The sequence below is a fragment of the Chryseobacterium fluminis genome (genome assembly GCF_026314945.1).
GTDB classification, from domain to species: Bacteria; Bacteroidota; Bacteroidia; order Flavobacteriales; family Weeksellaceae; genus Chryseobacterium; species Chryseobacterium fluminis.
The window spans coordinates 3913857-3929800 of sequence record NZ_CP111121.1 but is presented as its reverse complement, the minus strand read 5'-3'; the positions used below and the strand labels follow the sequence as shown (position 1 = coordinate 3929800).

General features: G+C 30.5%; 13 protein-coding genes and 1 pseudogene. 3 read left to right on the top strand and 11 right to left on the bottom strand.

Annotated features, from left to right (window positions below):
• Positions 1-331 precede the first annotated feature (331 nt).
• Together ODZ84_RS23690 and ODZ84_RS23485 are read left to right on the top strand one after the other, a co-directional pair.
• Positions 332-526 (top strand): annotated as a pseudogene (locus tag ODZ84_RS23690) (transposase); the annotation flags it as partial.
• Positions 508-720, top strand: coding sequence for a transposase (locus ODZ84_RS23485; protein ID WP_323670685.1), 213 nt, complete (start codon positions 508-510; stop codon positions 718-720). The pseudogene ODZ84_RS23690 and the gene ODZ84_RS23485, both read left to right, overlap by 19 nt.
• A gap of 349 nt (positions 721-1069) precedes the next feature.
• Here the strand turns inward: ODZ84_RS23485 and ODZ84_RS17985 are convergent, their stop codons facing one another.
• The 11 genes from ODZ84_RS17985 to ODZ84_RS17935 form a co-directional block, all read right to left on the bottom strand.
• Complete coding sequence (locus tag ODZ84_RS17985; protein ID WP_266173759.1) at positions 1070-2929, bottom strand: hypothetical protein; 1860 nt, start codon at positions 2927-2929, stop codon at positions 1070-1072.
• A gap of 58 nt (positions 2930-2987) precedes the next feature.
• Positions 2988-4199, bottom strand: a complete 1212-nt coding sequence (locus tag ODZ84_RS17980; RefSeq protein WP_266173758.1) for a PIN domain-containing protein — start codon at positions 4197-4199, stop codon at positions 2988-2990.
• 412 nt (positions 4200-4611) lie between these two features.
• Positions 4612-5589 (bottom strand): DUF3883 domain-containing protein, encoded by a 978-nt coding sequence (locus ODZ84_RS17975; RefSeq protein ID WP_266173757.1) that lies wholly within the window; start codon positions 5587-5589, stop codon positions 4612-4614.
• Positions 5573-7561, bottom strand: coding sequence for a DEAD/DEAH box helicase (locus ODZ84_RS17970; protein WP_266173756.1), 1989 nt, complete (start codon positions 7559-7561; stop codon positions 5573-5575). Before ODZ84_RS17970 ends, ODZ84_RS17975 begins: the two co-directional genes overlap by 17 nt.
• Positions 7561-8988, bottom strand: coding sequence for a hypothetical protein (locus ODZ84_RS17965; protein WP_266173755.1), 1428 nt, complete (start codon positions 8986-8988; stop codon positions 7561-7563). Before ODZ84_RS17965 ends, ODZ84_RS17970 begins: the two co-directional genes overlap by 1 nt.
• Before the next feature lie 7 nt (positions 8989-8995).
• Entirely contained in the window at positions 8996-10705 is a 1710-nt protein-coding gene (locus tag ODZ84_RS17960) for a DNA cytosine methyltransferase (RefSeq protein ID WP_266173753.1), read from the bottom strand.
• A 4-nt stretch (positions 10706-10709) separates the two neighbouring features.
• Complete coding sequence (locus tag ODZ84_RS17955; protein ID WP_266173752.1) at positions 10710-10964, bottom strand: hypothetical protein; 255 nt, start codon at positions 10962-10964, stop codon at positions 10710-10712.
• A gap of 308 nt (positions 10965-11272) precedes the next feature.
• The gene (locus ODZ84_RS17950) at positions 11273-12139 is read right to left on the bottom strand and encodes an esterase/lipase family protein (protein ID WP_266173751.1); all 867 of its coding nucleotides are present in this window, start codon (positions 12137-12139) and stop codon (positions 11273-11275) included.
• Positions 12140-13333 carry a hypothetical protein gene (locus tag ODZ84_RS17945; RefSeq protein ID WP_266173750.1) on the bottom strand — a complete coding sequence of 398 codons (1194 nt, stop codon included), beginning with the start codon at positions 13331-13333 and terminating at the stop codon, positions 12140-12142.
• A gap of 30 nt (positions 13334-13363) precedes the next feature.
• Positions 13364-13810, bottom strand: coding sequence for a very short patch repair endonuclease (locus ODZ84_RS17940; RefSeq protein ID WP_266173749.1), 447 nt, complete (start codon positions 13808-13810; stop codon positions 13364-13366).
• A gap of 137 nt (positions 13811-13947) precedes the next feature.
• Positions 13948-14724 carry an XRE family transcriptional regulator gene (locus ODZ84_RS17935; RefSeq protein ID WP_266173748.1) on the bottom strand — a complete coding sequence of 259 codons (777 nt, stop codon included), beginning with the start codon at positions 14722-14724 and terminating at the stop codon, positions 13948-13950.
• A gap of 61 nt (positions 14725-14785) precedes the next feature.
• Between ODZ84_RS17935 and dinB the strand changes: the two genes are divergently transcribed.
• Positions 14786-15934 carry a DNA polymerase IV gene (gene dinB, locus ODZ84_RS17930; protein ID WP_266173747.1) on the top strand — a complete coding sequence of 383 codons (1149 nt, stop codon included), beginning with the start codon at positions 14786-14788 and terminating at the stop codon, positions 15932-15934.
• The last annotated feature ends 10 nt before the right edge of the window (positions 15935-15944 follow it).

Here is a 15944-nt window from a genome sequence, read left to right as displayed (position 1 = left end):
GAAAAAATAAGCTAAGTTAGTTATAACAGTTAAAGTAATAAAATTTAATTCATAGATAATCAACGTCTTATGCTTTCATTTTCATTTTTACAGTCTAAATTCACCCTAAGTCATATTCTATCAGAATCAGGTAATAGCATTTCTTTTGAAAACACTACGCCATTGAAGCCCTTCAGGAATTAAGGATCAACTACCGTTGGGAAGCTGTAGAGCTGGAAAACAGACTGCTCGATGAAGCAAAGAAAAACAGGGAGCCTATTGAGATAGAAACGTTTGAAAACAGTGATACCCGCAAACAGCTTCTGGCAAGAAGCCGGTATTTACTCTACAAAGCAGAGAAAAGTGGACGCCTTCTCAAATTCAGAGGGCTGAAATTTTATTTACCGAATATCCCGATTTAAAGAAGGCTTATGGACTATCGGATGGACTACGAGAGATTTACAATCAGAATATTCCCAAATCTATTGCCATGACAAAGTTGGCGCATTGGTTCAGAGATGTTGAAATATCAAATCATTCTCCGTAAGGAAAACAATAATAAATCATTACAGCGATATCTTAAATTTTTTCGACATAAGAAGTACCAACGCTTCAGCAGAATCTTTTAATGCTAAAATCAAAACTTCAGATTACAGCTTCGGGAGTAAAAGACAAAGCGTTTTTCCTGTCCAGACTCGCTCAACTTTTTGCATAGTCCCCAGCTTTGTTCATGATCCATGATCCCTAAACTATCGCAAAGCATTTTCACTACAAAAAAAGCACCTACATTTCTGTAAGTGCTTGATTTAAAAAGTGGTCCCACCTGGGCTCGAACCAGGGACCACCTGATTATGAGTCATTGCAGGATTTTCGTAATCCACTGTCAATCAAGGGGACAGAAAAGGGGACGTTTTATTTTGTTTGATCATTTCCTATCTTCTATGACCATCTACTATAAAAGTCTTGCAACAAATCTTGCAACAAATTGTGGAGTTGGAGGATATAGAACTTCGTCCTAGCCATAGTGGTTTATAATAGTGAATTTATTTTTGCTACCACTGTTGCTACCACTTTAGTTATTAACATGTCATCATCGGTTTTTTTTTATTCTTTCAGTTAAAGAATCTCTAAAATTAGACGCTAAATATTTGGCGTACCAATAGATGAACTCTTTAATGTTTTCTTTTGTCGGTTCATCGGCAGCTTTGTCTTTCTGAGTTCTCCAATAAAAAAGACAGCCTAAAAGTCTATCTATAATAAACTCTTGATTTTCATCCTTAGTTTTATCAATTCTAAAGGTAGTAAAATGTAGACCCCACAATAAGTAAATATTTTCATTTCGATTACCGATTGTGTGCTTTTGTGCATCTATAAAAGTGTTTAAGATAGGGTCTTTATTGAGATTTTTATAAAAATCCTCTGCAACATTTTTAGCTGTCAAATTATCAATTTTCCAAAGTGTTCCAATATAAAATCTAGCACCGGATTTGATAAAGGGATCCGAAATTCGTGACCAAGAGTTACATGTATTATTAAAAATTATAGGATGATTATCACCTGATGCAAGTATGTTGAACAAAGCTTGATAATGATAATCTGAACATTTTATGGATGAAGATCCTCTAACATTATTTTTTTTAATTCTTTTTTTATCAGGATTTTCGAAAGAAGAGTTCGTCATGTCTTCAAATACATAATGGGGATACTGTTGATCTTTAAGTTCCTTACTTCCCCAATTAAAACCATCAAGCTTTCTCCAAAAGTTTTTAGTAGTAACTTTGATTAATTCCTTACCCGGTTCCGGTGAAAATGTTACAACTTCATCATATTGAATAGTGTGTGACACACCATCTCTATCTATAAAATTATGATTTATTTCATATCCGTCAATTTCGCCTCCGTGACTACATATGTGAAATAAATCATATGGAAATAGTTTAATTAAGTAATCCAAATTTATCGCAGTTGCATTTTTACCAATTAATTTTTCTACGAATAAATTTTTGTTATTGAGTTCGTTAATTACTAAATCTGTTTCTTCATCTTTAAATTCTTCCGGAGAAAATACAACACCTGCTCTGAGAGTACCATTACTTTCAAAATATATATTGTTGAAAATAAACAAATCCGGATAAAGATTTAAATTAACATGTGTTGTAGGGAGGATATTGTTTGTTATTAAAGAATAAGGTATGTGAACTGTAAAAAATGTTAGGTATTTATATTCTGAAAAATTTATACCCTCAATAGAAGGATATATTGAAGTCTTTAGCTCATACATCGCAGATTCGATTCCATTTTGCCAATCTTCAATAAGATTCTCAACGGTAGATTTGTTAAGAATTGGACGAGGTATTATCCTAATTTCAGCATTGATCGATACTCCATAATTTATAGCTATTACTATTGATGTTCTTGCGTAATTTTCAATGACAATTAAGACTTCCGAGGGTCTATCAATTTTTAAATTAAAATCAGAAGATTCATTATTAATTTGTAAAACGAGGTTATGATAACATGCGTATGGTAGTGATTGAATTACATCTTCTTCTTTTACCGAAAGTTTTTCTTTACCTGTTATTATTGGTTCTAAAAAAAACTCAATGTCTTTGATATCCTGAATTTCAATTATATTATATTCTGAGGTAAATGACAGATAACTTTTTTGTTCTTCTGTTAAACCGACTAAGATCAAATATTTGCAACCACTAATTTTTTGTAAAATATTTTTTATTTTTATACTAAATTCTCGTGCCCGATTCCGGGACGGCTGGTCTTTATCAATTATATTACCGGACACTTCCTTTTCAAAGTCTGTTACATTTGAAAATTCATACATAGATGTGTAAGCATCAGTTTTGTTAATATAACTGCTGACGATTGCAGACAAGATATATGAATCAATATTTGAGATGCAAAAAAATTCATTGTCAATGGCTGGAATATTCATTTAGAATAATTTGGGAATGTAATTAATAAAATGTTTTATAGATATTTAAATGCCACAATTAGTTATCGTATGAATATTCATCTTCACATTTCATACAGAGGTTTTCAATCATATCTTCTTTGTTAAATTCATTTCCACATTTTTCGCATGTAATGGTTTCTTTTGGAATTATATAGCTTGGCTGACTTCCTTCGTAATAATCATAAGGTTCTATTTTATAGCTTAACCCGCAACCTTCACATTCTTTTTTATCATCATATTCATGTTCCCATACTGCATTTTGTGTACCGCATTTGACGCAGATAAAGTGTTCAGTATTGCACCAATCGCATGACCCTACTTCGATAGAACTGTATGTTTTGTTATACGAATGCTGGTGAACTTTTTCTTCTTCAAAATCAAATTCAAGTTTTAGCTGAGATTCGTCGTTTTCGGTAAAAATTCTTTCGTCTATAAGATCATGCTTATGATAGGAAACGTGATTTAATCTGTTGTGCATTTCATTACAGACTTCACAATAATACGGTTCGTAATCTTTTTGTAAATATTCTATAAGATTTAATTCTTCCTTGGATATGAAATCCTCTTTAATCTTGTTAAATCCTTCACTTAAAGTTTTGTAAAAATGAGAATTTGAATCTGTAAATTCTTGCACTAAGTCTGAGTGTAAGGACTTCTTATCATCGTTTTCACAAAAATCTTTAGTATTATAAGAGATAAACATACTGTTTTCTATTAAATGAGATTTGATGTAATCCAAAAAGCTAAAAACAATTAATGCATCGGCGTAACTATTTTTCATTCCGAAAGGTGCTTTTTTTTCAAGTGCAAATTTTCCGGCTTTTACATATATGTGGTCTGCGATATTGATTACAATTGCTTTAGTCCTAAAAATTTCATCTATAATTTGAATGTTTTCTTCAATAACATTTTCAATTTCATTTTTTCTCTCTTTAAATTTATTGATCAACTCTTTAAGTTCTTCCTTATCTGACTTGTCTCCAAGTAAAAATCTCAGGGCATTATCTTTATCTCCTAAGTGTTTTAAAGTCTTTTCGATTTCTTTCAGTGAGTTGTTGAAACTCTTCAAAGATTCTTTTTTTACAGTTCCATTTTTATGTTTATCCCATTCATCCTTTACGATTGTAGGTAACAAGACGGCAATTTCAGAAGTAATTACTTGTTGTCTAATTTGATGGAGTAAACGTGCAGGTTCTGTTCCATTCGCTAAATAAATCCAAGTATTGGTATCAAGTGCAATGTATATCATACGGTTATTAGTTTAAATGAAAATACGTCATTTAAAATTATTTAGAAAGACTTTATTACATATTTGATCTAAAAGAAAAATTAGATCTTGCTTTATTTACCAATAATCTAGAAGTCAAGACCGCAAAATTTGTCATTTGAAAAACAAATTTTAAATATTTTGTGCTTATTCATTTGAAAGAATATAAATTTCCACCTTCAATTATATGTGCCTTGTATTGTAAGATAAACTAACCATTATTTTCAGATTCTATAATTCAAATTTTGTATTTTAAAGGAAATTAAATTTTCTTAGTTTAATTTTAAACTAATTAATATCAAGTTAAGGATAAGAAACACCACTTTACAAAAATTAAGCCTTATGAAATAGTTTTGGAGATGTCCTAAAAGTACAACTTTAGTGAGATATTTATTTAATTATAGTTTTTGGGCAGCTTATATATTTTATATTTATCAACTTCTTTGATCCAAGTATCATTATCGAGAATGTTTTTAGAAGGATTCTGAATCATTTGTGGAATATAGTTTGCATTGTTAATTTTATCACGATTAACGAGATATAACCAGTATAATTCTTTTTTTTGTTTTGCTACCGAAAATTCATTTCTAGACCAAAAGAAATACGGAATTTCTCCTTGATACGATTTGACCTCAATGAATCTGTTATGTTGCTCATCCTCTTCAGAATTATATGAAATAATGTCAAACCCTTCATTTGCTACATACTCAGCGACCCAATTTACATCTTTTGTATTATTTAATCTCTTTGTTTCAAATGCTACTACAAACATCTCAGCTTCTTCGCCGTTGATTTGTTGTTGTCGTATAGATATATTTAATTCTTCTATTCCTATCTTTCTTTTCTTTATTTCAGGAAGAATTGACTTGTCGAATAACTTTTTATATCTGCTATTTATAATATAATTTTTGATCTCAGGAGTGGGGTGTGAGTATATAATCTCAAAATCAATCAATAGCTGTTTAAAATTAGAGAACTTAAATCCAAAAGCGTTATTTCTTATTTGAATTGAGTTATAGATAACATCATACGCCAAGTGTTTTGATGAGAAAATATTCAATAAATCCTCATCCTCTTTTAAAGCTAAAAGAAGGATTTCATTGAACTTATCTGACATCTGTCGAATACTGTTTAGTGAATGCTTTATCGCTTCAGACAAACATATATTCTTGCCATCATCTAAATAAAGTAATTTTATTGTAAAAGCTAAATGAATACATCCATCAAAAATTGTTCTACCTTCTATTGACCTATTATAGAAGAAATCCAAAATATCATTTTCTTTTAACTCTTGATTTTTCACAAGATTTAAAAGTTCATAGAAATACAGTGGCGAGCCAAGATTATTATATTTTCTAAGATCTTTTAGCATAACTGGCAATCAAATCTTTGATTAAGTCGGTTTCGTCAGTATCATTGATTCTACTGAATAGAGGAATATCATCATTAATTATTTGTTCCATTCTTTCAACTTTTTGTCTCAGTCGATAATTGATTATCTCATCTATAGAGTTCTCTGAAACAACATAATAATAATTTGTTTCAATATTTTCAGGAAGACCGACCCGATGTATTCTATCTTTTGATTGAATGAAATTCGATGCATTATAATCTCTTTCTAAGTAGATTGCATTATGACATCCTTTATGCAAGGATATAGATTCAGCAACAGAGAAGGGATTTGCAATAACCACAGAAAATTCTGAATTATTGGGGTCATTGAACTTAGAGATAGTGATTTCTCTTTCCGCCTGAGATATTTCTCCAATCAATAAATTACTATTTATACAATTATTCTCTAAATATTTTTGCAGTTCTTTTGCATTTTGAATGAATATAGTCCAGATGATAACCTTTCCCTTCGTCGGAAGAATCTTTTCTTTTATAATGTCTAAGATTGCAATGAATTTACTTGGTGTTTGTAATTCTGAATATTTTAATATCTTACTGAAAAAATCTGAATCATCTAGAAACTCTTCACTATATTCTAAAAATTTATAATTAGGGTCTGTATCCCATTTTTCCTCTCCAATCTGTAGGGAATCCTTTAATGTTTTTGACAATAAGGAAGGATTCGTAGAAGCTTGTCTTAGCCGTATCAATTTTGCCCTGTTTAAAATATCCTTGACATCTGCAGATGGGTTCTTCCTAAATTCATCAATATATTGATTCTCGATGAAATCATAGATCTCACGTTGTATATCGTCCATTGGTATATTAATAACTGATTCCTTAACAGGAGGTAATTTTAGGTCATCCTTTTTAATTCTTATGAAAAAAGGAGAAATATTATCTTTTAAATGTTGAACTCTTTCACTATCTGGCGAAGCATTTCTTGTTAGATCTACTAAATTTTGGTAGTGAAATTGCAATATTTCTTTATACTTGAAAGGATAAAGAAATTTATATAGATTGAATATGTCTTGATAGCCATTAGGTATTGGAGTTCCTGTTAAGATAACTCTTGCAACAGCTTCTTTAGAAACTTCGGTAACACTTGTTCCCCAAACCCCTTCATGATTCTTTATTCTATGCGCCTCATCGACAACGATCATTGTCTTATTATTTTTCAAGAAATCTGTAATCTCCTTTTGCAAAAAAGATACTCCTCCATGATAAATCAGGGTTACTTCGCAAGGATTGGCTGAATACAGATGTTCGACCTTTTCCTTTTTGCTTATATTTATATCTCCCGAAAGTCTTTGGAAAGTTGTCGTTCTTCCAAAACAATCAATATATTCATTCTCCCAAGGTGCAAATGAAGATAGTGGACCGATGACCATTAATTTATCAACGTGTTTTGGATGGTCATGTGGAAGATTTTTTAAATAAGCATATGCACCATATACGATAGATGTCTTTCCTGCTCCGGGAACTGCAAAATTACAAGCGTTTTGAGCAAATGCTAAATGGAACGATGAAAGTAATTGTAGGTCGTATAAAGTTCTTTTCAATTCCGACCCTACTATAGATTGGAATTGATCGAAATCTTGGATAAGATCAGGATAATTATCAAATTCATTGTTCCTTATCGATCTAGCCTTTTCTGAGAATATCTCGAATAGTTTGATCTCCCTTTCATAATTTGATACTTCATCAGTAGCTGACTCAGAAAGATCTTGTTGTATCCCAAATTTTGTAAAAATATCTTTTAATTCCTGCAAAATTGCGATCTGGTTCTCTTCTCTAAATGGAATAAAAAAAGCATTATCCTTTATAAAGTATTTAAGTCTTTTAAGAGATAATATCAACCGTTTGTTTTTAGATAATAGTTCAGTATCTCCTTCTATTTTAAAATGAGGAACGTCTGTATCGTTTATAATATCAATTAAAACATTTATCATTATAGGGCCTTATGAATGGTATATCCTAAAGACTGTATCTGTTTCGTTTTAGCTTTAACATTTTCGATCTCAGTTTCTGGTATCTTATCCGTATCAATTTCATCCAAGAGTCTAATGATATGATCTAAAACCTTTGATGGCGATTTTTTTTGAAGTGTGTCAAAGACCTTATTTCCTAATTCTTCTACTAAATTTTGTACTTCATCGGATTCGAAAATCTTGTGACCGGTTTTAATCGCTTCAAATGTTTGCATTGCTCGCTTGACCAGTTTACCCGGCTCTCCTTCTGCTTTTTTATAACCTATTTGATACTGATGATCTTTTACGTTTTCAATAAACTCGTTGTCACCATTTTCATCATTAGCACTTTTAAAAAATTCATTATCCCTCGCATTTAAGTGGGCTTCTAAATTTGAAGAATCATAGTCTATTTCAGTTTCTTCAGGTAAATTCTCTTTTATAGCAAAATGTTTATCCCTAAAACTTTCCCAAATTTTCTTTTCACCAAAAAAATGTTTGTCTTTGTTACCATCTGCAATTATTCTAAAATCTTTTCCTTCGAACTTTATCCTTATGTAGTCATAGGCAATAATCTTTAAATCATCAACATCATTGTTGGTGTATCCATCAAAAGCACGATTGCTTTCCTTATTATAAAAATTATCAAGCCATTTAGTTAAATTAAGAAAAGGATCTTCTCTCTTATCAAGTTGTGTATAGATACCATCATACTCCAAATATTCCAAATACTCATCCATAATAGCCATTGTGGTTAAATATTTTTTTATTTCTGAGTTAGGTTTTCCCATCCAGTCAGCAATTTTACTTACTGCCTCCTCATTTAATTCTTGAATATTTAAGTTGGAACTTGATGTAAGCCTTAAATAAATTTCCTTTGATTTTATGTACTTTTCTGTAGCATTATAATCTAACTTTTCATCTTCCCCCATTTGGAAAAATGTCTCAAGTTTTTCGATCTCAATTGGATTTTCTTCAACAGTTACAGGTAAAACCACCGCTTTGAAATAATCATATTTCCCTGATCTTTGTAAAAGCATAGCTCTACGATTTCCATCTATTATGATACCGTCTTTAGTGATTATTCCAACTTTTTGCTGTCCAAAATCGGAAATATTCTTTAAAGTTTTAGCATTTCTTTCTATATGTGATTTCCAAAGTAAATCTTCAATGATTTTTTTATCTAAATCTGTTTCAGGATTAAGAATACGCCCTTGTTTTTCCAATGATTTAGTTCTACTTAGAATCCTACCATTATATTTGTTGTAAACAAGTAGCTCAAGAGGTATTTTATAAACCTTCATTGGTTTTAACCCATCTTCCCAAGGAATTTCAATCTCAAGATATGGATTGTTCTTATCTCTTTCTATAATTTCATGTATCTTTTGAGTTCGTACAGCTTTATCCATACTTTGGTCATTGTTTTTGATTAACTTTTGAAGCGATCCTATTAACAGCATATAATGCAAAAAGTTGAGAGATAGGAACTTTCTCTTTATTTTCAAATATAACTATTTCATCTTGTTCAAATAGTTCATTTGGACAACCAACACTTTCTATGATCTCAGGAATTTTATCGATTAATATCGTTGGTTCTAATAAATTATCTATACAAACCTGTTTTTCATACATCTCTTGTAATTGTAATTTATTTCCGATTTTTTCTGAAAAACCATTATTGATTATTTCAATAAATTTTTTTCCTTCATCGAATCTTTTAATTATTGGTTCAAGTTTTAAATAATACCCGTCATCAACCATTTGGATTGGAAATCCTTTACCTGTTCCATATTGTATTGATGTAAACCAATTATCTTTAGTTTTAGAATTACTATCAATATCATAATTTGATAAAGTAACCGTCATATTCCCTACTTTAAAGGGGTGTCTTCTAAATCTTGCGCCCTTATTCTTAATTGGTGGATTATCAAATGTTTTAGTATTATAAGTATTAAGATTGGGAACGTTTTCTAACTTGGGAATTAATCTGACATTTAATGGTGAATTACTTTCTATTTTTAATTCTTGAATAACCACCTTTGCAAGAGCTCTACTTACACAGCAACAAACAGCATTGCCAACTAATCTCCATTTAGTACCTTCGGAACCTAAAAATTGGTATGTGATAGGAAATCCCATAATAATAGCAGCCTCTCTTACTGTAGGCAATCGATATTCTCCATTTCCACTTCTTTTTATTTCTGATCTATAAATAATTGATTCTCTTGAATGAGATATTTTAGTAGCGGTAATTGTTCTACTTGGATTATTTTCATTTTCAGGGAATGACATTTTACCCATATATGGATGGTTTATTTTCCAATATCTAGAAAATTTCCATTCTACCTCATATACACCGGTGTCATAAAAATGATCAGTTATCTCATCTTGTTTTATGCTAAGGTCATATTGTAGGTCAGAAATTATATCATTGCTTTTTTTGCTGAAAGGAGAGGGAAAGTTATCTCTCAACAATTTTACAGATTTATATAATGGAAGATTGGATTTTGCTTTTTGTGATCTATAGGTTGGAGGTGGTATGACAAGTTTTTTCTTTTTTATAACTTCTCCAGCAATTAGCCTTATTCTTGATTGTATGGCACCGTATTCTGCGGAATTTATACTCGTTGTATTTTCCAGTAATTCAATAGCGATCTTATGTGGGCTAATTCGATGAGAAGCTGCCCATTCTGAAAGACCAAGATCTTTAAAAGTGTATGATGGTTGGAGATATCTTTTAGAATTGGTGACATTTTCCATAAACCATGCTTTTAATTTAGAATTGGGTTGATGCTTCTTTATAGCAACAATTCTCAAAAAAGTCTCAGTTAAATCTACCCCTAAGGATTTGTCTGCTTTACCGGATTTGTTAGAACTCGAAAAACTAACACAAGGAGGGCTTCCAATAATAACATCTGTATCTGGAATCTTTAATATTTCTTCAATGGAATCCTTAAAATCTAGAATGTTTTTAGGTTCACAATCCAAGTCAAAATTGTGATTAAAAGTATCTACCGCGGGTCTCCAGTGATCATAGCCATATAAAATATCAAAGCCTAGCTGGCGAAATCCCTCAGAAAACCCTCCTGCACCACAAAAAAAATCTACAACGGATAATTGCTCCATAATATTATTTCTTAATTAGCCATCTTTTTGTAGATGTATCCTGAATGATGACACCTTCGCCATTCATAATTTCTAATAGAGCTCGAGGTATATGACCTTCATGTTTACCACTGTGACCATGGTAAATCCCTAATTTTCTACCTATTTCAGCATTTGTCATACCATTCTCTCCGGCATCGGTCAGCAATGTGAGTATCGCTGACTTTAAGTCGGCTAAAGCTCTTTGAGCTATTTGATAGGTAGTATTTACATAATTCATTTAGTATTCTTTATATTCTATTGACATCAGTTGAAATCTTGTTTAATTCAACTGATAAGTTATTTTTACTTATTCCAGAAGTTTCCGAAATCTTTCATCTCGAAAAAAATTGTATATAGATTTATACTTCAAGAATATATAAATGTTAGATTTACTCCGATAGAATTTCAAAGTGAATTAACATTATAATATTTCTTAGTATTTATTTACCACAAAATTATGATAATATTAATTATCTAAATTACGGTTTCCCATAAATTGTACTTTAAGCTAATAGCGAAACTTACACAATTTATATTATTGTATAATTAAAAATTTTCAGTTTCGGTTTCGTCATAATTAATCTCTTCTTCTAATTCTTCGAAATATTCCTCTTCATATTTTAATGAAGAAATCTTATCAATAAATAAGTCAATTGGCGGAAACTTCGTTACTCTATCTGATGGTTTTATTAATTTTGAATGACCATATTCAAATCTATGTATATTTTCAATATCTTCTGCATGTAGATGACCACTTTCTGCTCTTACCAATTTATCCGTTGTTCCGATAACTCTAATAAATAATAGTTTTCTTTCCAAATCATAGTCACGCCACTCCTCATTTAATTTTACAATGAAATGATTTAATTCTGCTAAATCTCCTATTTGTGGAGAAATTCGGTAGTTAAATCTCGTACTAATAAGATTATATATATTTCTTAAGACTGGTATATTATTTATAGATAGTAAGCTTGCTATATGTGAACCCTTATGAGGTGTCCCGTAAGTAATAAGCATTTTAATTTTTCTTATATCTTTTTGAGATTTTCGACAATTTACTAAGTATTGTCTTGCAACTAATCCTCCCATGCTATGTGCCACAATAATAATATTGCTACAATTTTTGCACTCATTATCAATATATTTATCTAATCGATCTGCATTGTAATCATTTCTCTTTGACCATACTGACTTAATAATAAAACTTGGAAAAATTGGAAATAAGAAGCTAATAACTTTATTCTCAAATAACTCTTTATAATATGAAAAAAATAAGGTCATAAATCCAAAATCCAACTTCCAATTTTCACTCAAATACTCAGAAAATCTCTTAAAGGTCTTTTTGCTTCCTCTTAAACCATGAATAAACACAATATATTTATCCGAGTTTGGATCTTTAATATGTGTTATCATTTATAATTCTGCTCTTTTTAATATGGCATTTTGTGAGATATTTTCTAATAGTTTGGAAATTTGTTCTACTTCTTCTTCGGGAGTTTCAACAATTTTTAATTTTACTATGTAATTTAATATTCTATTCAATTCTTTTAATGTGGCATTTCTATCTGCTAATATTTTAAGCTGAATTTCTCCTTCTGTCAAATTTTCTTTCAATGGCAAACCAATCTTGTCCTGAAAATCATTGTCAAGTTTATCAAATATTTCTTCATTTGATTTATCGGGATAAATTGGTTTTACAGAACTAAAACTTGTTTCGTTATATGAAGCTTTAATCATTTTATGGTTTTCATAAAAAGGAATCCATAAGTCTTGCTTTGCGAAAAGGCTTTGTGAATTATTGGGATTTCCGATTATTCTAACACGTTGTACCGGCACACCCAATCTGATATAATCAAAGTAAACTTCCTTTAATTCAATTACATTTATATTACTAGCTTTATATTTTTTTATATAGTTATATAAGTCAACAAAATGACCTTCTTTTTTATCGAGTCTGGTATAGACTTTTGGGCTATCTAAATAAATCAAATACTCATTCATTAGACTTAAAATATCTAACCATTGGTTTATTCGATGTACCGATTCAGACATTAGTTTTGCTACTTCATTTATATCAACTTGATGCTCATGAATTAACTCATGGCATCTTAAATATTTTTCTATTGGCTTATATTCAACTTTATTATCAACTCCCATTTGGTAGTTAGTTTCCAACTTGATTATTTCAAGAGGATTGTCTTCAAGTTTCTCGTCTAATATAATTGCTTTGAAAACATTAGTTTCAATTTTGTCTTCACGATGTAATTTATTTAATAATGAAGCTCTACGATTTCCATCAATAATTATCATATCACTGGTAACAATACCAATTTCTTGCTGCCCATAATCTTGTAAACTTTGTAAAGTTTTTTCATTACGATTTGCAGCAGAATCATATAGATATGACTCGATGATACCTTTATCTTTAGTATCTGTTGCATTTAATATTCTACCAATGCCAGATTCATATGATAAAACTAAACTTTTAATTCGTCCATTATATTTATTGTAAATTAATTTTGATAATGGGATCTCACTAATAGGAAAATCCTTCATTTTTCCCTTATACCAAATTTTTTTTATTTCTGTTGTCTTTTTTATTTCCATGGTTTAAGTTTTTACTAAAGCTATACTAAACTAATTAGAGATTAGTAATTCAATATTTTTAAATGTTGTTTCCAACTTATTTTTTAATTCACATTCCCAAACGGTGACGATTTGCCAACCATCATTTTCTAGAATTTTATTTTTCTCCTTATCTCTTTTGATATTCTTTTCAAACTTCTCTTTCCAGAATTCAGTATTATTCTTAGGTAGTGTTAAGCTACAGTGTGGACATCTATGCCAAAAGCATCCATTTACAAAAATTGCAATCTTCTTGGATAAATAACAAATATCTGGTTTTCCGGGGATTGTTTTTGGATGTATTCTATAGCCTTTTAAACCATTATTCCATAACATTTTTCTAAGTAATAATTCGGGTCTTGTATTCTTTGCCTTATTTTTACTCATTATCTTCGAAACATTCTCATTTAAGGCTAAAGGTGATCGTTTATCTTTTAAGTAACTTTTTTGTTTCTCCATTATACATATAAATTATCGATAAGTTTAACAATTTTAAACTTAATGTTGAAGTCCTTGATAATTAGGAACTAAATATAAATGTTTTCTTAATAAAATAAAAAAAATATTGGTTTAAATTTAAATCAAATTGCTTTGCGTTAATGGTCAAGATTAAAATAAAGATTTAAGTTTTTGATATCCTTTCTCAATTCTAAAAACATATCTTTCAAATTACAATTTTCGAAATTATCCGGTTCAAAATCTTCTGGAAAAATTCCTGATGCATACTGCCAAATTTCAACAATTTCTCTTAAAGGAATTTCATAAGGTTCATAGAATGAATTATCAGCAACAACAGTGAGTGTTTTTTTCTTTTTTTCTTTGAGTCTTTTATAAGAAATCCCATCATTCAGGGTTACAAAAACATAACTTTTATTGGATTTTAAATCTTCAAGATTCTCAATGTATTTTCCAATAATAAAAGAACCGTCTTTAAATGGAGGCATTGAATCTCCTGTCGCAGGGAATGCCCTGTATTTTCCATTAGTAAGATAAGGTAATGAAATTCTTTGCAAACTTTCAATATATTCGGGATCACTATAACCAGACAGATATCCCATAGATGCCTTCTGAGGGACAATTTCAATGCTATTGTTTCCTAATTTATCAACAACAACAGGTAAAACAATCCTATTATCCGGTAGTTTTAAGACATCTTCTAACGGATATTTTCTTATATCAACTGTAAGTAATAAATCAATACTTACATTGAAATACTTTGAGATTCCGATTAATAATTCATAAGGTGGTTCAGAACGTCCGTCTTCGTATTTTGAATAACGAACACGACTTATTGAAATTTTATCTGCAAGTTCTTGCTGAGATAATTTTTTTTGAGTCCTTATAAACCTGATGTTATCTGAGAAAATTGACATTGATACAAATTGTATCTACAAATATATAAAAAATGATACAATTAGTATCTAACTTTGTAATGTGAATAAAGCAATTGTACATATGGACATGGATACGTTTTTTGTATCCTGCGAGAGGCTTAACAACTCTCAACTTGACGGAATACCTCTAATAATTGGAGGTGGAGACCGTGGAGTGGTTGCATCTTGTTCCTATGAAGCAAGAAAATTCGGTGTACGTTCAGCTATGCCAATAAGAATGGCTCTTCGATTATGTCCCGATGCGAAGGTAATTCGGGGTGATTATGAAATGTATTCTGACTTATCTCATACTGTAACAGAGATTATCCAACAGAAAGTTCCGGTGATGGAAAAGGCAAGTATAGATGAATTTTATCTGGATCTTTCAGGAATGGATAAATTTTTCGGATGTTATCAGTGGTCGAAAGAAATTGCATCAGCTGTAACTAAAGAAACAGGACTTCCAATAAGTTTTGCCTTATCTACTAACAAAACAGTTTCAAAAATAGGTACGGGCGAAGCAAAACCAGTTGGACGGTTGGAAATTCAAAAGACAGAAATAAAACCTTTTCTAAATCCATTGTCCATCAAAAAAATTCCGATGGTTGGAGACAAGACCTTTCAATTATTGTCACGAATCGGAATCCGTACAATTCATACATTGTCTGAAATGCCGTTACTTGTTCTTCAGCAAATGATTGGTGTAAATGGGAAAGAACTTTGGAAGAAGGCGAACGGTATTGATGAAAATCCCGTTGTACCTTATTCTGAAAGAAAATCAATTTCAACGGAAACAACATTTAACAATGATACAATGGATATTATCAAATTGAAAAGACTGATATCTGGGATGGTAGAAAAACTAACCTATCAGCTAAGACATGAAAAATGGCTGACTTCAACCGTTGTGGTAAAAATTCGATACGCCAATTTCGACACTGAAACCAAACAATCCAAAGTAGCTTATACTTCAGTGGATCATACGTTATCAAAGGTTGCCCTCGAACTGTTCAATAAGGCTTATAACAGGAGAATGAGACTTAGATTAATAGGTATTAGGTTTACAGGATTGGTACATGGTAATCATCAAATGAATTTGTTTGAAGATACCGAAGAACAGATGAGTTTATATCAAACAATGGATTATCTCAAAAACCGATTTGGAATTGATGCAATTGGTCGTGCTTCGGGTTTTGATTTTGGAAAATAAATGCTACAAA